Origin of the sequence: Luteimonas flava (assembly GCF_036584485.1) — a bacterium.
Taxonomy (GTDB): domain Bacteria; phylum Pseudomonadota; class Gammaproteobacteria; order Xanthomonadales; family Xanthomonadaceae; genus Luteimonas; species Luteimonas flava.
The window spans coordinates 722,312-742,551 of the sequence record NZ_JAZHBM010000002.1 but is presented as its reverse complement, the minus strand read 5'-3'; the positions used below and the strand labels follow the sequence as shown (position 1 = coordinate 742,551).

Below are 20,240 nucleotides of genomic sequence, written 5' to 3'. Positions count from 1 at the left end.
CCCTCTTCCCGCCTTCGCCAGGAACCGTCATGCCCATGCCGTCCGCCCGCCGCCTCGTCTCCACCCCTCTGGCGCTGGCCATCGCATGTGGCCTGGCCCTGCCGGCCGCCGCGCAGACCGCCGATGCCGACGGCGCGACCCGCCTGGATGCGGTGATCGTCACCGGCACCCGCGCGACCGACCGCACGGTGCTCGAATCGACGTCGCCAATCGACGTGCTCGACGAAGCCGACCTGCGCCGCGCCGGCGCGGTCAACGGCGAACTCGGCGCTGCGCTGCAGGCGCTGCTGCCGTCCTTCAACATCCCGCGCCAGTCGAACTCGGGCGGCGCCGATCACATCCGCGCCGCGCAGCTGCGTGGCCTCTCGCCGGACCAGGTGCTGGTGCTGGTCAACGGCAAGCGCCGGCACGTGTCGTCGCTGGTGACCACGGGTTCGAAGGTCGGCCGCGGCACGACGCCGGTCGACTTCAACGCGATTCCGCTCAGCGCGATCAAGCGCATCGAAGTGCTGCGCGACGGCGCGGGCGCGCAGTACGGCGCCGATGCGGTCGCGGGCGTGATCAACATCATCCTCGACGACGGCGGCGATGGCGGCGCGATCGAAGCCAGCTACGGCGCGCACCACACGAAGTTCGAGCCGACCGACCAGCGCATCACCGACGGCCAGAGCGCTTCGCTCGCGGCGAAGGTGGGCACCGCGCTCGGCGATGACGGGTTCCTGCGCGTGGGCCTGGAATACAAGGAACTCTCGCCGACCAACCGCGCCGGTTTCGACCAGATCCCGCCGTGGGACCAGACGCCGCGCAATCTCGCCCTGCAGGGCCAGCGCAACTACCACCACGGCAACGGCGCGGCCAAGGACATCAACGGTTGGCTCAACACCGAGATCGCCCTCGGCGACGCCGCGACGTTCTACGCGTTCGGCACCTACAACCAGCGCGACACCGAAGGCGCCAACTATTTCCGCTACCCCGACGGCGAAGCGAACTGGCTCGAGGTGTATCCCAACGGCTTCCGGCCGGTGTCGATCGGCGAGAACCTCGATGTCGCCGGCGTCGCCGGTGTGCGCACGCAGTGGGGCGACTGGGACGTCGACGCCAGCCTCAACCACGGCCGCAACGAATTCACCTATCGCCTGCGCGATTCGATCAACGCCTCGCTCGGCCCGTCCAGCCCGACGCGCTTCAAGACCGGCGACTACGCATTCGACCAGACGCTGGCCAACGTCGACGTCAGCCGCCTGTTCGCGCAGGGCGACAACCTGCACACCTTCGCCACCGGCGTGGAGTTCCGCGTCGAACACTACGAGACCGGCGCCGGCGATCCGGCGAGCTACGCGGCCGGTCCGTTCACCGATCGCCCGACCGGTTCGCAGGCCGGTGGCGGCCTGACCCCGCAGGACGAAGCCGATCTCGACCGCGATGTCGCCAGCGTCTATGCCAGCGTGTCGAGCAGCTTCGGCGAGAAGCTCAGCACGGATGCCGCGGTGCGCTACGAGCGCTACAGCGATTTCGGCGGCGAAGTGACCGGCAAGCTCGCCGCGCGCTACGAGTTCGTGCCGGCGTTCGCGCTGCGCGGCGCGCTGTCGAAGAACTTCCGTGCGCCGTCGCTCGGCCAGATCGGTTACGAATCCACCGGCACCGGCTACAACGCCGCCGGCCAGCTGATCCAGAGCCGACTGCTGTCGGTCAACAACCCGATCGCCCGCGCGCTCGGCGCGACCGACCTCACGCCCGAACAGTCGATCAATGCGAGCCTCGGCTTCACCAGCCGCGTCGGTGAGAATTTCGATTTCTCGCTGGACCTGTTCCAGATCGACATCGACGATCGCGTCGCGCTGTCGGAAGCGATCACCAGCGATGCGCTGACCGACTTCATCGACGCCGAATTCGGCGTGCCGGGTGTGCAGAGCGTCAGCTTCTTCACCAACGCCGCCGACACGCGCACGCGCGGCGCCGAGGCCGTCGCCAACTGGCGTCATCCGCTGGCCGGCGGCTCGCTGCTGCTGACCGGCACCTGGAGCTACGCCGACACCGAGATCAAGCGCATCGTCGCGACCCCGGCGGCGCTGTCGGCGGTGGTGCCCGACGCGGTGCTGTTCGGCGTCGAGGAAAGCAACACGCTGACCGATGCCGCGCCGCGCACGCGCTCGGCGTTCACCGGAAGCTGGGGCAACGACACCTGGAATCTGCTCACGCGCGTGACCCGCCACGGCAGCACCAAGCGCGTCTTCAACTTCGGCGGTGGCTTCGAACCCGAGCAGGTCTACGGCGCGAAGTGGCAGCTCGACGCGGAGGCCGAAGTGCGCCTCGGCGACAGGTGGACGCTCGCCATCGGCGGCCAGAACCTGACCGACGAGTATGCGGATCTTTCGAACGAAGACATCTTCTACTTCGGCAACCTGCCCTACGACGTGCTGTCGGGCATCGGCAGCAGCGGCGCGTATTACTACACGCGGGTACGGTACGCGTTCTGAGGTCGGCTTGGCGAATCATCGCGTGTGCCCTTCCCCCTCTGGGGGAAGGTGCCCGGAGGGCGGATGAGGGCGCTCTTCCACACATTCCAGTAGAGCTCACCCTCACCCGACGCGCTTTGCGCGTCGACCTCTCCCGGAGGGAGAGGTGCTGTGCCAACTGTATTTCGCGAAAGAGATTGCGAAGCCTCAGGCCATCCACACCAGCGTCGCAATCCGCCCCGTGCGCGCATCCCGACGATGCGAGAAGAACGCTTCGGATTCGGCGATCGTGTCGCGGTCGCCGCCATGGATCGCATCGCCGCGGATTCCGACCGCTTCCAGTCGCCGCCGCGCCAGCGCGTACAGATCAACGCGCCAATGCCCGTCGCGTGTTGCAACGAACGCAGCCTCCGCGCCCGGATCGCCCGCGACGAACGCATCGCGCACCTCCGCCCCAACCTCGTAGGACACCGGTCCCGCTGCCGGCCCCAGCCACACCCGCAGCTGCGCCGGCGACGTCCGCATCGCCGCGACCGTCGCTTCGAGCACGCCGGCTGCGAGTCCACGCCAGCCCGCATGCGCGGCGCCGATTTCGCTGCCGTCATCGGCGGCGAACACCACGGGCAGGCAATCGGCGGTCAGGATCGCGAGGACCACGCCCGGCTCCGATGTGACCGATGCATCGGCTTCGACCAGCGCCTGCTGCGCTACGCCCGCCGGCGCAACGAAGCGCGCGACCTCGACGCCGTGCACCTGCTGCAGCCAGTGCGACGGTGATGGCAGGCCGGCGATGTCGACCAGCGCCTCGCGATTGCGCGCGACCGCCTCCGGCGCGTCACCGGCGGCGCTGCGATGGTTGCCGAGATTGAAACTGTCGAACGGGGCCTGCGACACGCCGGCGCCGTGGCGCAGCGTCGTCAGCGCGCGCACGCCACGCGGCGCGGGCCAGTCGGCGTGCAGCAGCGCACTCACCGGCGGCCCATCTCCGCGTGCTGGATCGCGTCCGCACGCAGCACTCTCAGCAGGACCTGCATGTCTTCGGGCATCGGCGCGCTGCAGCGCACGGCCTCGCCGGTGACCGGATGCTTGAACTCCAGCGTCTCGGCGTGCAGCGCCTGGCGCCGGAAACCGCGCAGCGTCGCGATCATCTCGTCCGACGCGCCCTTGGGCAGCTTCAGCGAACCGCCGTAGAGCGGATCGCCGAGGATCGAATGCCGCAGATGCGCCATGTGCACGCGGATCTGGTGCGTGCGGCCGGTTTCGAGCCGACATTCGAGCGCGGTGTGCGCGCGGAAGCGCTCGCGCAGGCGGTAATGGGTGACGGCTTCGCGGCCGTCCTCGCGCACGCCCATGCGCAGGCGGTCGCGCGGGTGGCGGTCGATCGGCGCATCCGCGGTGCCACCCGAAACCAGCGCGCCGACCACGACGGCCAGGTACTGGCGATGCACGTCACGGGCCGAGAGCTGTTCGACCAGCGCGTTGTGCGCTTCAAGCGTGCGCGCGACCACCATGACGCCCGAGGTGTCCTTGTCCAGCCGGTGCACGATGCCCGCACGCGGCAGCGTCGCCAGCGAGGCGTCGCGAAACAGCAGCGCGTTGACCAGGGTGCCGTCGTAATTGCCGGCGCCCGGGTGCACGACCAGCCCGGCCGGCTTGTCGACCACGATCACCTGGTCGTCCTCGAACAGCACCGACAGCGGGATGTCCTGCGGCTCGGCCGTGGTCTGGGTGTCGAGCACGACGTTCAGGCTGACGGTCTCGCCGCCCACCACCGCGTCGCGCGGGCGCGGCACTTCACCGTTCAGCAGCACCTCGCCGGACTTGATCCAGGTGGTCAGCTTGGAGCGGGAGAACTGGGGGAAGAGCTCGGCGAGCACGGCGTCAAAACGGCGCCCTGCCGCGGCATCCGGCACCGTGGCGGTGCGGTGGTCGGGGTGGTCGCTGGGGTCTTGCTGCATCGGGACGGCTCGGGTTCAGGCGGGGAAAGCCGGGCGATCCGCCCGGACTGTTATTATCCGCGGTTCGTGCCCATACGCCCAATTGCCCCCATGACCCCACGCCTCGCCTCGCCGATCCGCGCCCTGGCCCGCACTTCGATGCTTCTGCTGCTGGTCGTCATGGTCGCCGCGGGCTGCTCCCGCAACACCAAGGACGACGAGAACGAGGGCGTGCCCGTCGCCGAGCTCTACCAGAAGGGCCACGATTCGATGCGCAAGGGCAACTGGAGCAACGGCGCCACGTCGTTCCGCCGCCTCGTCGCCCAGTACCCCTACGGCCCCTACACCGAGCAGGCGCTGGTCGAGACCGCGTACGCCAACTACAAGATGGGCAACAACGAGGAAGCGATCTCGGGCATCGACCGCTTCATCCGCACCTATCCCACGCATCGCAACATCCCCTACATGTACTACCTGCGCGGCCTGGTGAACTCCAACCGCGACACGGTGTTCCTGCAGCGCGTGTGGAGCCTGGACAGCAGCCGTCGCGATCTCGCCTCGCCCAACCAGGCCTACGCGGACTTCAACACCGTGACCGACCGCTACCCGAACAGCCGCTACGCCGCCGATGCGCGCAATCGCATGGCGACGCTGCGCAACACCTTCGCGCGCCACGAGATCGAGACCGGCCTGTACTACCTGCGCCGCGAGGCCTACGTAGCTGCCGCGCAGCGCGCGACCTACCTGCTCGAGACCTACCCGCAGAGCGAGTACCAGAACGACGCGGTCGCGCTGCTCGCCGCGAGCTACGCCAACCTCGGCAACGACGCCCTGGCCGCCGACGCCCGTCGCGTGCTCGAGCAGAACGAGCCCGACCACCCGTCGCTGACCGGCAAGTGGCCGAACGAGCCGTGGAAGATCCGCCGCCTCAACCCGTTCGCCAGCGAGCGCACCGCGATCGACAACGACCGCGACTGATTGCTGGTTGTTGGATGAAAACGCCGCCTTCGGGCGGCGTTTTGCGTTGCGCCATCTGCGGCGCTTTGGCTCTGGCTCTGGCTCTGGCTCTGGCTCTGGCTTTGGCTTTGGCTTTGGCTTTGGCTTTGGCTTTGGCTTTGGCTTCCAGCTTTTGATCTGAAAGCGAGCCGTAGAGCGAGCCGAGCACCGGAGCCTGGCGTGGCCGAAGAGCAGCCCATGTCTGAGCGAAGCGAGTTTGGGCTGCGTGCCGCGTCAGGCGAGGAGCGGAGGGCACCGATGCGGCTTCACCGCATCGGCTCGCGCCCGGCGAAGGGACCTTTTGGTTCCTTTTGGGTCCATCCAAAAGGAACTCGCACGCGCAGCGGGCGAAAGCCTTGCACTTGCTCTCGCCTCTCAGCCTTGGCGTTGGACTTTTCTATCGCCAAGCGAATTGCTCTCAGAGCGAAGATCAAAGACAGGGCTTCCGCGCTGTCGCGCGGCTTACTTTTGTCTTGGCAAAAGTAAGCAAAACCGTCTTCGCCGGACGCGATCCGACACGGCTGCGCCGTGCCGGTCCCCTGCGCTTCTCGGTCGACGGGGCACGCAGCCCAAACTCGCTGCGCTCAGACATGGGCTGCTCTACGACCCCGTCGTCCTGCGATGCTCGGCTCGCTTTACGGCTCGATTGAGATCAAGAGCAAGGCGAAAAGCCGAAGCAGAAGCAAGCGCGAAAGCCAAGGCCAAAGCCAAGGCCAAAGCCAAAGCCAAAGCCAAAACCAGAGCCGGAGCCGGAGCCCGAGCCCGAGCCGGATCAAGCACACCGCAAACAGCCCGCGCGACGCGACAGCGTCCGCCCAGCGGTACACGTGCGAAGAGAACGTTGAAGCAACGCCGACTTCCGGCACCTATCCCCACCCGCGCGACACCGCCTAGACTTCGGGCATGCCGGATCTGATCGCACGCATTCTGTATCTGCTCGCCACTCTCGTCGGCGCACTGCCGGCGCCGGTGTTGCGCGGGATCGCCGGCGCGGTTGCTGCGCTCGGGCGACTGACGGGCAGCCGCGAGAGCCGGGTCGCGCTGCGCAATCTCGAACTCGCCTATCCCGAACTGACCGAAGACGAACGCGCGGCGCTGCAGCAGGCGATCCTGCGTACGACCGCGCTGCAGACGCTGGAAACGCTGCGCCTGTGGACCCGTCCGCATGCGCGCAATCTGCGGATGCTGCGCGAGCAGCACGGCGTCGGCCTGTTTGACGCGGCACTGGCCGATGGCCGCGGCCTGATCGTCTGCGCGCCGCACTACGGCAACTGGGAACTGCTCAACCAGTGGCTGGCCGCGCGCACGCCGATCTCGATCCTCTACCGCGCGCCGGATTCGGCGGTCGGCGAGGCCTTCCTGCGCCGCGTGCGTGCCGGGGCGGGCGACCGTGTGCGCCAGGTGCGGGCCGAAGGCCCGGCCGTGCGCCAGTTGTGGAAGACGCTCAAGGACGGCGGCGTGGTCGGCATCCTGCCCGACCAGCAGCCCAAGGCCGGCGACGGCGAGTTCGCGCCGTTCTTCGGCATGCCCGCACTGACGATGACGCTGGCCTCGCGCCTGGCCGAGCGCACCGGTGCGACCGTGCTGTTCGCCTATTGCGAACGCATCGGCGATGGTCCCGACTTCGCGCTGCGTATCGAACCCGCGCATCCCGCGATCGCCGATGCCGATCTGGTCCGCGCGACCACCGCGCTCAACGCCGGCGTCGAACACATCGCGCGGCGCGATCCGGCGCAGTACCAGTGGACCTACAAACGCTACAAGGCCCGGCCATCCGGCTCGGGTGACGACAACCCCTATCTCGACCTCGAACGTCGACGATGAGCACGCGCCGATGATCCCCAGCGAAGACCCCGTGTCCACACCGCCGCCGCTGCCCGTCGAGCCGGCGCTGCCGGCGCCGCAGGTCGAAACCGACGTCTGGCAGCCGCTGCCGCTGCGGGCGCGCACGCTGGCGACGATCGCGACCTTGATCGGCACCCTGATTCCACTCGCGATCGCACTCGGCGTCGGCCTGATCGCCGCCGATCGCCAGCCGCTGTCGTTCGCGATCGCCGGTGGCCTGCTGCTGGTGATTCCGGCATGGACGGTGTGGATCGCGCGCCGGCGCTGGCTGCGCACGCGCTGGCGGCTCGACGACGACGGCTTCGGCGTGCGCCGCGGGCACATGTGGCGCAGCGACACGCGCGTGCCCGGCAATCGCGTGCAGCATCTCGACGTGCGCCGCGGGCCGCTGGAGCGCGCATTCGGACTGGCGACGCTGATCGTGCACACCGCCGGCACCCGCAACAGCGCGCTGTCGCTGTCTGGCCTGGACTTCGAAGAGGCCGAACGCCTGCGCGACACGCTGGCCGCGCGCGCCGCCCGCGACGACGACCATGACGACGCCTGAGCCGGCCGCGCCACAGGCGCTGCTGCCCGAGGACCACGAGCGCCGCCTGCATCCGGGCTCGTGGCTGTTCGTGCTGCTGCAGAACCTGCGGCAGTTCATCGTGCCGCTGGCGGTGCTGCTGTTCGCCGGCGGCCGCCGCGACGACGGCTATCCGTGGTGGCTGCCGATGATCGGCGTCGGCGCGCTGGTGGTCGTGTCGGTGTGGCAGTACCTGACGTTCCGCTACCGCATCGACGACGACCGGCTGATCGTGCGCAGCGGCCTGCTCGAGCGCAGCGTCCGGCAGATTCCCTATTCGCGCATCCACAACGTCGCCATCCACCAGACCCTGCTGCATCGCCTGATGGGCGTCGCCGAAGTGCGACTCGAGTCGGCCGGCGGCACCAAACCCGAAGCGCAGATGCGCGTGCTGCGCATGTCCGAGGCGCTGGCGCTCGAACAGCTGATCCGCGATCGCGGCCGCGCCGATGCAGCAGTTGCCGCGCCCGATGGCACACCGCTCGCCGCGCCCGAGGGCACCACGCTGCTGGCGCTGTCGACCTGGGAAGTGGTCAAGCTCGGCCTGATCTCGAACCGCGGGCTAATCGTCGTCGCCGGCGCGGTCGCACTGTCGTTCCAGGTCATGCCCGAGCGCGCGATGGGGCGATTGCTGGTCGAGTACGGCCGCGAGGCCTTCGGCTACGCCAGCGGCTTCGCAACGACGTGGATGGCCAAAGGCCTGGTGCTGATGGGCGTCGTCGCGACGGCGCTGGTGCTGATCCGCGCGTTCTCGGTGCTGCTGTCGCTGCTGCGCTACCACGGGTTCCGTCTGCAGCGGCAGGGGCGACGCCTGACCGTCGAGCGCGGCCTGCTGGGTCGCTCGCGGAGCAGCGTGCCGCGTCGGCGCATCCAGGCCTGGACGCAACAGGAAGGCGTCCTGCACCGCCTGTTCGCGCGGCGCACGCTGGAGATCGACACCGCCAGCGCGCGCACCGGCGACGGCCAGGGCAACGCGAACGCGCAGCGCGGGCTCGATGCCCTCGCGCCGATCGCGCCGCCGGACACCTGCGATGCGATCGTGCGCGACATCGCGCTGCTGCCGTCGTGGCCGCCGCAGCACTGGCAGCCACTGCATCCACGCGCCTGGCAGCGGCTGATGCTCGGCGATCTGTTCGTGACCATCGGCCTGTGCGCCGCGCTGGCCTGGTTCTTCCAGTGGTGGGGCGCGCTGGGCCTGCTGTGGCTGCCGTGGTCGATGTTCGTCGCCCGCCGCCACGCCGCGCGCGCCGGCTACGCGGTCGACGATGCCTTGGTCGCGGTACGCGAAGGCTGGTGGTCGCGCACCTGGCGCTTCGCCGAACTCGGCAAGCTGCAGGCCGTCGAACTGCGCCAGTCGCCGCTCGACCGACGCTTCGGCATGGCCTCGGTGTGGCTCGACACCGCAGGCGCCAATCCGCTGACCACCCCGCTGCGGCTGCGCTTCCTGTCACTGGACGATGCCGAGCGCATCCACGCCACGCTCGCGCAGGCGATCGCGAGGCGACCGCTGCGTTGGTGAATCAATGCGCCGCGATCAGCGGCGCGACTTGAAGTAGTGCGAGACCATGCCGACCCAGTGCTCGATGCGCTTGGTCAGCGGCATCGGCGCCTGGAACAGCAGCCAGCTGTAGGCGCGCAGCTCCCAGAACGTCGGCGCGGGCTTGGTGCGGAATTCGGCCTTGGCCATGCGCAACCAGCGCGGCGTGATGCCGGCCTGCTGGCGATAGAACTCGAGCATGCGTTCGCTGCCGACGACGTGGCGATACACGCGCAGCGGCGATGGCCCGAAGGATTTGAGCGCATTGCTGCCGTGCTCTCGATGGCCGACCAGGGTGTCGGACAGGTAGACCTTGTGCGCGCCGAGGATGTCGGCGCCATAGACGATGCAGTCGTCCGGCCGCGAGAGCCAGTCGGCGGCGCGTTCGGGTGGCAGTGTCAGCAGTCGTGCCATCAACGTGCTGCGCAGGCTCACCGCCGACGTCGCCGCGCCCTGAAAGCGATGGTAATAGGCGTTGAGCAGGATCGACAGGCCGAGGTCGCGATCCGGACCGGGCTTGAACATCGGTTCGTCGAGATCGCCGAACAGCTGCATGTTCGTGTAGACGAAATCGACTTCCGGCCGCGCGGCGTAGACGTCGACGATGCGTTGCAGGTAGTCGGGATTCCAGCGGTCGTCGGAATCGAGCAGCGCGACGATGTCGCCGCGCGCCTGCGCGAAGCCGGTGATCCACGCCTGCAGCTGGCCGCCGTTGGCCTGCTCGATCACCGTGACCTTCGGATGCGTGCCGTAGTGCTGGCGCAGCAGCTCGGGCGAGCCGTCGCGCGAACCGTCGTCGACGATGATGACTTCCAGCGCGGGTTCCGTCTGCGCGAGCACCGACTCGATCGCCTCGACGACGAACGCGGCGTAGTTGTAGCTCGAGACGAGCACGCTGACGGTGGGACGGACGGAAGCGGTCATGGACATCGGGGCGTCGCCGCGCATGCGGCGCCGGCATCATAACAACGCGCCCCGCCGCATCCGGACGCGGCCGGCGCGATCGGCGACAATCTCGGCATGTCCAATCCTGTACCCGCCACCGCGCCGCTGCCGATCTCCGGCGTCGTCATCGCCAAGAACGAGGGCGACCGTATCGGCCGCTGCCTCGATTCGATGCGCGGCCTGTGCGCCGAGCTGATCGTGGTCGATTCCGATTCGACCGACGACACCGTCGCCGTCGCCACCGCGCACGGCGCCCGGGTCGTGCAGCAGGACTGGCTGGGCTATGCGGCGCAGAAAACCTTCGCCAACACGCTGGCCGTGCACGACTGGCTGCTGCTGCTCGATGCCGACGAATGGCTGTCGCCGGGCACCGACGAAAAGATCCGCGCGTTGTTCGCGGACGGGCGTGTCGAGACCGCCGACGCCTGGTTGCTGACCCGTCGCAACTGGTTCCTCGGCCATCGCCTGCGCGGCGGCGAACCGATGGAGCGTCTGGTGCGCGCGGGCTGGCGTTATCTGCCGTCGCAGGTGCACGAACGTCCGGATCTCGAAGGCAAGACGGTCGCGAAGCTCGACGCCGACTTCGAACACGACACCTCGCGCAGCCATGCCGAGCACGTCGCCAAGCTGTCGAAGTACGCCGCGCTGTGGGCGCAGCAGCGGCGCGATGCCGGCAAACGCGCACACGCGCTCGACGGCCCGCTGCATGCGGCGGCCTATCTGCTCAAGCAGTACCTGCTGCGCGGCGCGTTTCTCGATGGCGCGCCGGGCTGGCGCTTCCACAGGGCGCAGGCCGATTACGTGCTGGAGAAGTACCGGCGGTTGCGCGATCTGTCCTGACCAGGCGCGCGCCCCCGCGGGCACGGTCGCTCAGCGCTTCGGCCCGTGCACCAGACCGAACTCGGTCCACGTCAGCCGTCCGGCGGCAACCGCATCACGGATCGCCTGGTTGGCCGCCTTCATTTCCGGCTTCACGTAGCCACGCGCGTGATCGAGATGGATGCACACCGCCGAGAAGCGGATCTGCTTGCCGGTCACGCCGGCATTCGCGAGCCGCTCGCCAAGCTCGAGATCCTCGCCGCCGTAGGTCATGCGCTCGTCGAATCCGTTGACGCGCACGAGGTCCGCCTTCCAGCCCGAAGCGTTGTTGCCCGCCCATCGCGGCTTCGTCGGCGTGGTCGCGTTGAGCACGCGCTCGCGCCAGCCCGGACGCGCCCAGAGTTTCAGCGAACGCTTCTTGCGCGGCAGGCCGTTGGCTTTGAGCCAGTCGAGATCGGTATGCAGCCCACGCGCGATGACGTCGCGGTCGATCTTCAGGCTCAGATCCATCGGCAGCTTGCAGTAACCGCCGCCGAGGTAACGCCCCGGCTCGCGCAGGCGCAGATGCTGGCTGACGAAATCCGCGCGCGGCACGCAGTCGCCGTCGGAGAAGACCAGGTAATCGGACCGCGCATCCTCGATGCCGCGATTGAGGATCGTGCACTTCCGGAAGCCGGCGTCCTCGTGCCAGACGTGTCGCAGCGGATACGGCAGGTCCGGGGCGAGCGCGGCGAGCATCTCGCGCGTCGCCGGGCCGGAGCCATCGTCGGCGACGATCAGTTCGAAATCCTGCCGGTCCTGCTGCGCATAGCCCCACAGACACCGCTGCAGCCAGTCGGTGTTGTTGTAGGTGCTGATGATCAGGCTGGCGGCGGGTGTCTGCATGCCGGTGATTCTAAGCGAGGGCCCGGCGGCGGGCCGGGCTCAGCGCACACGCTTCAGGCGCGCGTAGAAGAAGCCGTCCATGCCCGATTCGCCGGGCAGGCGCTGGTGGCCGGCGCCGGTGTCACGTCCGAAGCGCGCATCCAGCGGTTCGAGCGCGAAGTCCGGATGGCGCGCGAGGAAGGCTTCGACCTGCGCGGCGTTCTCGCGCCGCAGGATCGAACACGTCGCATACAGCAGCGTGCCGCCCGGCGCGACGACGGCGGCCAGTGCATCGAGCAGCTGCGCCTGCAGCGCGGCGAGCGCATCGAGATCGGCGGGTCGCCGGTGCAGCAGCACATCGGGCTGGCGGCGCACGATGCCGGTTGCCGAACACGGTGCGTCCAGCAGCACCGCATCGAACGGCGTGCCGTCCCACCAGCGCGCGGGATCGAGCGCGTCGGCGGTGCGCACGCGCGCCTGCGCGCCGATGCCCACCCGCTCGAAGGTCTGTTCGATGCGTGCGACGCGCGGCGCGGCGATGTCGATCGCCAGCAGGCGCAGCGCAGGATCGCGTTCGAGCAGATGCGCACTCTTGCCACCAGGTGCCGCGCAGGCATCGAGCACATGGGCGCCGGTCGCCGGCAGCATCGCATCGGCCACGCGCTGCGCGGCGCCGTCCTGGATCGACACATCGCCATCGGCGAAGCCGGGCAATGCGTCGACCGGCACCGGCGTCGCGAGCCGCAGCGCATCGGGCATGTCGTCCGGGACGTCGGCCTGCATGCCGGCCTGGATCAGCCGCGTGTAATAGGCGTCGCGCGTGCCTCGGCGGGTATTGACCCGCAGCCACTGCGGCGCGGCGGCAGCGCTGGCGGTGAGGATCGCCTCGGCCTCCTGCGGCCAGTCGGCGCGCACTTCCTGCAGCAGCCATGCGGGCCATGCGGCATCGGCTGCGGCGGTCGGCATACCGTCCTTCTGCGCGCGCCGCAGCAGCGCGTTGACGAGACCGGCCTGGTGCGCGCGGCCCAGCAGGCGCGCGGCATCGACGGTCGCATTGAGCGCGGCATGCGCCGGCAGCCCCATCGGATCGAGCTGGGCGAAACCGGCGTAGATCAACGCACGCAACGGCGCATCGCGCGCACCGGGCGGACGCGGCATCCAGCGCGACAGCGCCGCGGCGTAGCGGCCCTGATGGCGGATCGCGGCGAAGGCCATGGCCTCGACCAAGGCGCGGTCGCGCACGTCGTCGATGCCGGCCAGCGCCGTCGACAGCTCCGCCTTCAGCGAACGGCCGTGATGCAGCACCGCGTCGATGACGCGCGCCGCCGCGAGCCGGGCCTGTGCACCGTGGTCCACGTCAGGCGCCCGCGCCGCGCAGATCGCTGCGCGCGTTGAGGAAATCGGCGACATCGATCGCTCGGCCACCGGCCCGCTGCACGCGCTGCAGGCGCAGCGCGCCGTCACCGCAGGCGATGTCGATGCCGTTGCGGCCGGCGAACAGCACGCTGCCCGGGGACCGTCCGTGCGCCAGCGGCAGCGCGGTCGCGGCGTGGATGCGCAGGCGCTCGCCGGCGACTTCGGCCTCGGCCACCGGCCAGGGATCGAACGCACGCACGGTGTCGGCGAGCACGCGCGCCGGCTGCGACCAGTCGAGTCGCGCTTCGGCCTTGTCGAGCTTGTGCGCGTAGGTCACGCCGACTTCCGGCTGCAACGCCGGGCCCAGCTTCATGCCTGCGCGCAGCAGACCCAGGCCGTCGGCCAGCACCTGCGCGCCGAGCGTGGCCAGCCGGTCGTGCAGGCGGCCGCCGGTGTCCTCGGGCGTGATCGGCGTGGTCTGACGCAGCAGCACCGGGCCGGTATCGAGCCCCTTCTCCATCTGCATCAGGCACACGCCGGTCTCGGCATCGCCCGCCTGGATCGCACGCTGGATCGGCGCGGCGCCGCGCCAGCGCGGCAGCAGCGAGGCATGCACGTTCCAGCAGCCATGGGTGGGAATGTCGAGCACCGCCTGCGGCAGCAGCAGGCCGTAGGCGACGACGATCATCAGATCGGGCTCGAGCGCGCGCAGCGTGTCGAGCACTTCGGCGCCCTTCAGGCGCTCGGGCTGGTGCACGGTCAGGCCGCGCTCGACCGCCATCTGCTTGACCGGCGAGGCGGTCAGCGACCGGCCGCGGCCGGCGGGACGATCGGGCTGGGTGTAGACGGCGACCACTTCATGGCGCGCATCGGCCGCGAGCAGCGAGGGCACGGCGAAATCGGGCGTGCCGGCAAAGACGATTTTCATGGGGCGTTGTGTCCTGGAAGGCGTCCTGCCTGGGCAGGACGCGTAGCGCGGCGACGGCGCGCGATGACGCGGCGCGCGCGGGGCGGATCCGTCGTCGCCGCGTGCGGCGGGCGGCTCAGTCGCGCTCGCCCTTGCGCAGCTTCTCAAGCTTCTTCAGCGCGCGGTCGCGCTTGAGCGGCGACAGGTAATCGATGAACAGCTTGCCGTCGAGATGATCGATCTCGTGCAGCACGCAGGTCGCCAGTAGGCCGTCGACGCTCAGTTCGAAGGGCTTGCCGTGGCGATCGAGCGCGGTGACGGTGATGCCGTCGGCGCGGGTCACATCGGCGAACACGCCCGGAATCGACAGGCAGCCTTCGGTATGGACGCGCAGGTCCGCCGAGCGGTCACGGATTTCCGGGTTCACGAACACCAGCGGCTGCTCGCGGCCCTCGGTCACGTCGATGACCATGAAGCGTTCGTGGGTGTCGATCTGCGTCGCCGCCAGGCCAATGCCGGGGGCTTCGTACATGGTCTGGAACATGTCGTCGAGCAGACGCTGGAACGCGGGGTCGGCGAACCGGTCGGCCGCGACCGGCTCGGCCAGCTTGCGCAGGCGGGAATGGGGGTATTCGAGGATCTCGAGCAGGGCCATGGGGTCGAAGAGCGAAGGCGGTCACAGCCGCGGGGACGAAACGACCATTGTAACGTGCCGCACACTTGCGTCCGCGCGGACCTTTCAGGCTATATTGCGCCGCTGCAAGGGGAAAAATCCAAGGGGAGCAGGTAGATGGCCGGCAAGCTTCAACGCCTTTCAAGGTCGTTCCGCACGGGCTGTGCCGTCGCGTTGCTGACCGTCACCACGTTCGCAGCTGCCCAGCAGATGCGCGGCGATCATCCCGAGACCTATGTCGTGGTCCGCGGCGACACCCTCTGGGGCATCGCAGGCCGGTTCCTCGACAAGCCGTGGCTGTGGCCGGAAATCTGGCAGGCCAACCCGCAGATCGCGAATCCGCACCTGATCTACCCGGGTGACGTGATCAGCCTGGCGTATCTCAACCGCGTGACGATGCGTCCGGGTCCGCGCCCGGTCGACGCCTCGCCGATCGGCGCGATTCCGCTGTCGGACGTCGAGCCGTTCCTCAAGAACCGCCGCATCGTGTTCGACTTCGAGACCCTGCCCTACGTGCTCGGCTACGAAGACGGCCGCCTGCGTGGCAGCGTGGACCGCAATGTCTACGTCAAGGGTCTGGACGCCGCACGTCCGGGCGAACGCTACGCCGTGCTGCGCCCGGCCACGGAGTTCTACGGGGCGCGTCGTTCGCGCGATCTCGACTTCCGCGGCAAGCGCATCCCGGGCGAAAGCAACCTGTGGTCGCAGACCCAGCCGAAGTCGCGCCAGCAGGATGCGTTCCTCGGCTACGAGATGGTGCAGATGGGCGTGGGCACGGTCATCCACGGCCCGACCGCGCAGAGCGACACCACCGCGCTGGCGCTGGACGACGACGGCTTCGAGGCGCGCGCCGGCGACCGTATCGTCCCGGTGAACCCGCAGCCCTACGACCTGCAGTTCTTCCCGCATCCGCCGAGCGCCGATGCGCTCGCCTCAGAGGCCCGCGTGATCGGCGTGGCCGACATGCTGGTCACCGGCGGCCCGCGCGACGTCATCGCGATCTCTGCCGGCCACCAGAACGGCGTCGACAACGGCACCGTGTTCTCGATCTGGCGCACCGGCTCGTACAACGTCGATCGCGTCGCGCACCCCAACACCTCGCGCATCACCGAGTCGCCGAACGCAGGCACCCGCCGCGACCGCCTGCCGGACGAGTACGCCGCGCACGCGATGGTCTTTCTGACCTTCGATTTCGTCAGCTACGCGCTGGTGATGGAAGGCGAGAAGCCGGCCGGCGTCGGCTACACGCTCAAGCACCCCGACGCCGAGCAGTAAGGGGCGGCCCGCTGCGCGGGCTTTCCCGACGGCATCAGACGACGGCACCTTCGGGTGCCGTTTTCATGTGCGGCCTAGGCTTCGCTCATGGACGACGATGCCGATGCGCACGCGCTGCTGCGCCTGATCCACGCCGGTGGGGCCGCGGCGCCGCGCCGCCGCCTGCTCGAACATGCCGAGGGCCCGGCCGCCGCACTGGCGGGCGGCGCCCCGGCCTGGCGCGAGGCCGGTCTCGATGCGGCGCAGCGCGCGGCGCTGGGCGGTCCGGAAGACGCGGTCGACGACTGGCGCCGCTGGCTCGCCGGCGCACCCGCCCGCCAGGTTATCGGCTGGCACGATCCCGATTACCCGCTGCTGCTCAAACGCATGCAGGCGCCGCCGCTGGCGCTATTCGTCGAAGGCGATCCCTGCCGGCTGTGGCGCGCCGGTGTGGCCGTGGTCGGCAGTCGCGCGCCGACTGCGGGGGGACGGGACAACGCGGCACAGTTCGCGCGCCGCTTCGCGCTCGATGGCCTGGCGGTGGTCAGCGGTCTGGCCAGCGGTATCGACGCGGCCGCACACATCGCGGCGCTCGATGCCGGCGGCGACACCGTCGCGGTGCTCGGCAGCGGTATCGACATGCCCTACCCGCGCTCCAATCTCCGCCTGCATGCGCGCATCGTCGAAGCCGGCACGGTCGCCAGCGAATATCCGCCCGGCACGCCGGCGCGACGCGAGCAGTTTCCCAGCCGCAACCGGATCGTCGCCGGGCTCGCGCTTGGCACCCTGGTGGTCGAGGCCGCGCAACGCTCGGGCGCGTTGATCACCGCGCGCCTGGCCGCCGACGCCGGCCGCGAGGTGTTCGCGATCCCCGGCTCGATCCACAACCCGATGGCGCGCGGCTGCCATCGACTGCTGCGCGATGGCGCCACCCTCGTTGAAGCGCCCGAAGAGGTGACCGGCGCTCTGTCGGCGATCGCCGGCGAACTCGCCGACGCCTTGCGCGAGCGACTCGACGCCCCCATCCAGAGCGTCGAGACGATACTGAACACGGCTGGCGCGGGTGCCCTACCCGATCCCGACAGCGACGATCCGGACTACAACCGGTTGTGGAGAGCCCTCGGGCACGACCCAACCGGTATGGATGAACTGGTCGCGCGCAGTGGATTGACGGTCGCCCGGGCGTCGGCCATGCTGCTGTCCATGGAGCTGGATGGACGTGTAGCTCTGCTGCACGGTCGGTATTCCCGAAAGTCCTGAAACGACGCGCCCAAGGGCGCAGGCCGAGGGGAAATGAAAGAAAGCATCCTGGATGTGCTGCTGTACCTGTTCGAACACTATTTCACCGAGGATGCGGATCTCGTCCGCGATCGCGACTCCCTCCAGAGCGGCCTGCTCCAGGCCGGTTTCAGCCCCGCCGAAGTCAGCAAGGCCTTCGACTGGCTCGATGCGCTGGCCGATCAGCGTCCGGCCGTGCCGGTGGTCCGCGCCAACGGTCCCACCCGTGTCTTCTCCGCGCCCGAACTCGACCGGCTCGATGTCGACTGCCGCGGGTTCCTGCTGTTCCTCGAACAGCACGGCGTGCTCGATGCCGACCAGCGCGAACTGGTCCTCGACCGTGCGATGGCGCTCGATCAGGACGAGCTGGATCTCGACGATCTGAAGTGGGTCGTGCTGATGGTGCTGTTCAACCAGCCGGGCAGCGAAGCGGCCTACGCATGGATGGAAACCCAGATGTTCGCCGACGAGCCCGAGCCGGTGCACTGACGCGGCATCCCGTCCGACGATGACACCGACAGGCGCCCACCCGGGCGCCTGTCGCGTTTCCGGTGTGTTGGGCGGCCCACGATGCCGCTGTAGGATGAACACGGGGAGCGGCCGGACATCCGGCCCGGCAGGATCATCGATGGCGGAAACCCGGTTCCACGCGACGCCCGACTGCAGGCGCAACGGCCCGATGCGCGCCGACGCAGGGTTCTGTCCGACGCCGGCCCGGGTAAGCGCTTTACAGACACCGCTGGAACGTCGCCGCGCCTGAGTCCCGTCACCCACCGCCACACCGCCTGTACGCCTGAACCAGAAGGACGCCTGCCCGATGACCGAGTGGTACTACGCCGACACCACCAACACCCGCCAGGGCCCGATCACGACGCCGGCGCTGCTGCAGCTGCGCCAGCAGGGCACGCTCGGTGACGGGACGCTGCTGTGGCACGACGGTCTCGATGGCTGGACGCCGCTGCATGCCCTTGCGCACGAGCTGGGACTGGCGGATCCGACGGCGTCGCCCATCGCGGCCACGACGACGGCGGACGGCTGGGCACTGGAGCCGGTGGCGCCTGCAGCCACAGATGTCGGAACGCCGGCAACCTCTGTCGACGATGCGTGGCACCCGGCTAGCAGTGACCGGACGTCGCCCAGCCAGCCCACATCCGGGCCCGACGCGGCCTCACCGTACTCGCCACCGGTCGCGCCGGTCGTCCGTGCCACGCCGGTCGTGCATGGCGGCGACGTCGTCGATGCGGGCTTCCTCAAGCGAGCGGCGGCGTTGTTCATCGATTCGCTGCTGGTCACCGCGGTCTACTACGCCATCATTCTCGCGGCGATGGTGGTGTTCGGGCTCGGCGGCACGCTCGAGCGGCTGGGATCGGACACGCCCGAGTTCGGCGTCGCCGGCATCTTCCTGGTCGCGGTGATCTATCTCGCCTGGCCGCTTGTGAGCGGGCTCTACTACGTGCTGATGGAATCCTCCGCGCGCCAGGCGACGCTGGGCAAGATGGCGGTCGGCATCAAGGTCACCGGCCTCGACGGCGGCCGCATCGGCCGCGGGCGCGCGTTCGCGCGCTGGGCCTCGCACCTGCTCGCCTACGTCACGCTGTGCATCGCGTACCTGGTCGCGCTGTTCACCGAGCGCAAGCAGGGCCTGCACGACATGGTCGCCAGCACCTACGTCGTCGACCAGTGGGCCTACACCGATCATCCCGAGCTGCAGCAGCGCTCGCTGGGCACGGTGGCCATCGTGATCCTCGTGCTGTGGGCCGGCCTGCTGCTGCTCGGTGTCGGCGCGGTGGTCGTGGCCGGTATCGCCGCCTCGCTCTGACCCCACACCCAAGCCTCTCCATCTCCGACAAGGACGTTCACCGATGACCGACTGGTATTACGCCGACGGGCGCAACACGCGCCACGGACCCGTCACCCGGCCCGCGCTGCTGCAGCTCCGCCAGGACGGCATCGTCAGCGACGGCACCCTGGTCTGGCGCGACGGCCTGGCCGGTTGGCAACCGTTCCGCGAACTGGCGGGCGAGCTCGGTCTCGCGCCTGCGGCCGGCATCGAAGCCTGGGCGCTGGAGCCGGTGGCGCCGGCGCCAACCGCGACCGCGGGCGATGCGGTGGACGCGGGCTGGCGCCCGCTCACCGCCACCGGCGCCGCAGACGACACCGGTCACACCGCTTCGCCCTACGCGCCGCCGACCGCCAACGTCGCCCGGCCCGATGCCGTCACCCACGGCGGCGACGTCGTGCTGGCCGGGTTCCTCAAACGCGTCGCGGCGTATGCCATCGACGCCGTCATCGTCGGCATCGCCAGTGCCGTCATCGGCGGGCTGATCTATGAACTGCTGGGCGTCGGCGGATTCGGCCGCGGCTTCTGGATGGAACAGGCGGTCCTCAATGCGGTCTCGCTGGTGCTCTCGGCGCTGTACTTCGCGTGGTTCCACGCCGCCTACGCGATGGCGACGCCGGGCAAGATGGCCGTCGGCATCAAGGTCGTGCGCCTCGACGGGTCGCGGATCTCGTTCCTGCGCGGCATCGGCCGTTACTTCGCGACCATCCTCAGCAGCCTGATCCTGATGATCGGCTTCCTGATGGCCGGCTTCACCCAGCGCAAGCAGGCGCTGCATGACATGGTCTGCGACACGCTGGTGGTCGACCGCTGGGCGTTCACCGACCGGCCCGAACTGCAGCGCCGCGAGCTTGGCACGGTGACCGTGGTGGTGCTGGTCCTGGTCGGCATCGTGACCGGCCTGGGTCTGCTGGTGCTGCTGGCGCTGGCCGGATTCGCGGCCTTTTCCTGACCGGCAGCCACGGCGG

At 69.5% G+C, this 20,240-nt stretch carries 19 protein-coding genes; 12 read left to right on the top strand and 7 right to left on the bottom strand.

The features are described from left to right. The first annotated feature begins 29 nt into the window (after nt 1–29). The gene (locus tag V3391_RS10395; RefSeq protein ID WP_332078335.1) at nt 30–2,477 is read left to right on the top strand and encodes a TonB-dependent receptor plug domain-containing protein; all 2,448 of its coding nucleotides are present in this window, start codon (nt 30–32) and stop codon (nt 2,475–2,477) included. A 186-nt stretch (nt 2,478–2,663) separates the two neighbouring features. Here the strand turns inward: V3391_RS10395 and pgeF are convergent, their stop codons facing one another. Then, nucleotides 2,664–3,428 carry a peptidoglycan editing factor PgeF gene (gene pgeF, locus V3391_RS10390; protein ID WP_332078334.1) on the bottom strand — a complete coding sequence of 255 codons (765 nt, stop codon included), beginning with the start codon at nt 3,426–3,428 and terminating at the stop codon, nt 2,664–2,666. Then, entirely contained in the window at nt 3,425–4,414 is a 990-nt protein-coding gene (gene rluD / locus V3391_RS10385) for a 23S rRNA pseudouridine(1911/1915/1917) synthase RluD (RefSeq protein WP_332078333.1), read from the bottom strand. Before rluD ends, pgeF begins: the two co-directional genes overlap by 4 nt. A 90-nt stretch (nt 4,415–4,504) precedes the next feature. Here rluD and V3391_RS10380 point away from each other — a divergent pair, with 90 nt between their 5' ends. The 5 genes from V3391_RS10380 (at nt 4,505) to V3391_RS10360 (ending at nt 9,318) form a co-directional block, all read left to right on the top strand. After that, nucleotides 4,505–5,371, top strand: coding sequence for an outer membrane protein assembly factor BamD (locus V3391_RS10380; protein ID WP_332078332.1), 867 nt, complete (start codon nt 4,505–4,507; stop codon nt 5,369–5,371). 10 nt (nt 5,372–5,381) lie between these two features. Beyond that, entirely contained in the window at nt 5,382–5,531 is a 150-nt protein-coding gene (locus V3391_RS10375; protein ID WP_332078331.1) for a hypothetical protein, read from the top strand. Nucleotides 5,532–6,292: 761 nt separating this feature from the next. Then, nucleotides 6,293–7,213, top strand: coding sequence for a lauroyl acyltransferase (locus tag V3391_RS10370; protein ID WP_332078330.1), 921 nt, complete (start codon nt 6,293–6,295; stop codon nt 7,211–7,213). Between the two features lie 31 nt (nt 7,214–7,244). Beyond that, nucleotides 7,245–7,781, top strand: a complete 537-nt coding sequence (locus V3391_RS10365) for a PH domain-containing protein (RefSeq protein WP_332078329.1) — start codon at nt 7,245–7,247, stop codon at nt 7,779–7,781. After that, on the top strand, nt 7,768–9,318 hold the full coding sequence (locus V3391_RS10360) for a PH domain-containing protein (RefSeq protein WP_332078328.1): 1,551 nt from the start codon (nt 7,768–7,770) through the stop codon (nt 9,316–9,318). Before V3391_RS10365 ends, V3391_RS10360 begins: the two co-directional genes overlap by 14 nt. Before the next feature lie 15 nt (nt 9,319–9,333). On the opposite strand, the gene V3391_RS10355 is transcribed toward V3391_RS10360, so the two are convergent. After that, a complete protein-coding gene (locus V3391_RS10355) occupies nt 9,334–10,260 on the bottom strand; it encodes a glycosyltransferase family 2 protein (RefSeq protein WP_332078327.1) in 927 nt (308 codons plus the stop codon). A gap of 96 nt (nt 10,261–10,356) precedes the next feature. On the opposite strand from V3391_RS10355, the gene V3391_RS10350 reads away from it, so the two are divergent. After that, nucleotides 10,357–11,121, top strand: a complete 765-nt coding sequence (locus V3391_RS10350; protein WP_332078326.1) for a glycosyltransferase family 2 protein — start codon at nt 10,357–10,359, stop codon at nt 11,119–11,121. 30 nt (nt 11,122–11,151) lie between these two features. Here the strand turns inward: V3391_RS10350 and V3391_RS10345 are convergent, their stop codons facing one another. The 4 genes from V3391_RS10345 to def form a co-directional block, all read right to left on the bottom strand. Next, a complete protein-coding gene (locus tag V3391_RS10345) occupies nt 11,152–11,985 on the bottom strand; it encodes a glycosyltransferase family 2 protein (protein ID WP_332078325.1) in 834 nt (277 codons plus the stop codon). Between the two features lie 39 nt (nt 11,986–12,024). Then, nucleotides 12,025–13,320 (bottom strand): 16S rRNA (cytosine(967)-C(5))-methyltransferase RsmB, encoded by a 1,296-nt coding sequence (gene rsmB / locus V3391_RS10340; RefSeq protein ID WP_332078324.1) that lies wholly within the window; start codon nt 13,318–13,320, stop codon nt 12,025–12,027. Between the two features lies 1 nt (nt 13,321). Beyond that, entirely contained in the window at nt 13,322–14,248 is a 927-nt protein-coding gene (gene fmt, locus V3391_RS10335; protein ID WP_332078323.1) for a methionyl-tRNA formyltransferase, read from the bottom strand. A gap of 115 nt (nt 14,249–14,363) precedes the next feature. After that, nucleotides 14,364–14,882 carry a peptide deformylase gene (gene def / locus V3391_RS10330; RefSeq protein WP_332078322.1) on the bottom strand — a complete coding sequence of 173 codons (519 nt, stop codon included), beginning with the start codon at nt 14,880–14,882 and terminating at the stop codon, nt 14,364–14,366. Between the two features lie 135 nt (nt 14,883–15,017). Between def and V3391_RS10325 the strand changes: the two genes are divergently transcribed. The 5 genes from V3391_RS10325 to V3391_RS10305 all read left to right on the top strand — a co-directional run bounded on the left by V3391_RS10325 (nt 15,018) and on the right by V3391_RS10305 (nt 20,224). Next, nucleotides 15,018–16,175 carry a LysM peptidoglycan-binding domain-containing protein gene (locus tag V3391_RS10325; protein ID WP_332078321.1) on the top strand — a complete coding sequence of 386 codons (1,158 nt, stop codon included), beginning with the start codon at nt 15,018–15,020 and terminating at the stop codon, nt 16,173–16,175. 87 nt (nt 16,176–16,262) lie between these two features. Next, a complete protein-coding gene (dprA, locus tag V3391_RS10320) occupies nt 16,263–17,414 on the top strand; it encodes a DNA-processing protein DprA (RefSeq protein WP_332078320.1) in 1,152 nt (383 codons plus the stop codon). 33 nt (nt 17,415–17,447) lie between these two features. Beyond that, nucleotides 17,448–17,921, top strand: a complete 474-nt coding sequence (locus tag V3391_RS10315; RefSeq protein WP_332078319.1) for a DUF494 family protein — start codon at nt 17,448–17,450, stop codon at nt 17,919–17,921. A 328-nt stretch (nt 17,922–18,249) separates the two neighbouring features. After that, nucleotides 18,250–19,251 carry an RDD family protein gene (locus V3391_RS10310; protein WP_332078318.1) on the top strand — a complete coding sequence of 334 codons (1,002 nt, stop codon included), beginning with the start codon at nt 18,250–18,252 and terminating at the stop codon, nt 19,249–19,251. A gap of 43 nt (nt 19,252–19,294) precedes the next feature. Next, nucleotides 19,295–20,224, top strand: coding sequence for an RDD family protein (locus V3391_RS10305; protein WP_332078317.1), 930 nt, complete (start codon nt 19,295–19,297; stop codon nt 20,222–20,224). The last annotated feature ends 16 nt before the right edge of the window (nt 20,225–20,240 follow it).

Bases quoted from the DNA above. Each gene is read 5' to 3' on its own strand.
- V3391_RS10395 (WP_332078335.1), top strand. From the start codon at position 30: ATGCCCATGCCGTCCGCCCGCCGCCTCGTCTCCACCCCTCTGGCGCTG.
- rluD (WP_332078333.1), bottom strand. From the start codon at position 4,414: ATGCAGCAAGACCCCAGCGACCACCCCGACCACCGCACCGCCACGGTG.
- V3391_RS10380 (WP_332078332.1), top strand. From the start codon at position 4,505: ATGACCCCACGCCTCGCCTCGCCGATCCGCGCCCTGGCCCGCACTTCG.
- V3391_RS10370 (WP_332078330.1), top strand. From the start codon at position 6,293: ATGCCGGATCTGATCGCACGCATTCTGTATCTGCTCGCCACTCTCGTC.
- V3391_RS10360 (WP_332078328.1), top strand. From the start codon at position 7,768: ATGACGACGCCTGAGCCGGCCGCGCCACAGGCGCTGCTGCCCGAGGAC.
- V3391_RS10355 (WP_332078327.1), bottom strand. From the start codon at position 10,260: ATGACCGCTTCCGTCCGTCCCACCGTCAGCGTGCTCGTCTCGAGCTAC.
- V3391_RS10350 (WP_332078326.1), top strand. From the start codon at position 10,357: ATGTCCAATCCTGTACCCGCCACCGCGCCGCTGCCGATCTCCGGCGTC.
- V3391_RS10345 (WP_332078325.1), bottom strand. From the start codon at position 11,985: ATGCAGACACCCGCCGCCAGCCTGATCATCAGCACCTACAACAACACC.
- fmt (WP_332078323.1), bottom strand. From the start codon at position 14,248: ATGAAAATCGTCTTTGCCGGCACGCCCGATTTCGCCGTGCCCTCGCTG.
- def (WP_332078322.1), bottom strand. From the start codon at position 14,882: ATGGCCCTGCTCGAGATCCTCGAATACCCCCATTCCCGCCTGCGCAAG.
- V3391_RS10325 (WP_332078321.1), top strand. From the start codon at position 15,018: ATGGCCGGCAAGCTTCAACGCCTTTCAAGGTCGTTCCGCACGGGCTGT.
- dprA (WP_332078320.1), top strand. From the start codon at position 16,263: ATGGACGACGATGCCGATGCGCACGCGCTGCTGCGCCTGATCCACGCC.
- V3391_RS10315 (WP_332078319.1), top strand. From the start codon at position 17,448: ATGAAAGAAAGCATCCTGGATGTGCTGCTGTACCTGTTCGAACACTAT.
- V3391_RS10310 (WP_332078318.1), top strand. From the start codon at position 18,250: ATGACCGAGTGGTACTACGCCGACACCACCAACACCCGCCAGGGCCCG.
- V3391_RS10305 (WP_332078317.1), top strand. From the start codon at position 19,295: ATGACCGACTGGTATTACGCCGACGGGCGCAACACGCGCCACGGACCC.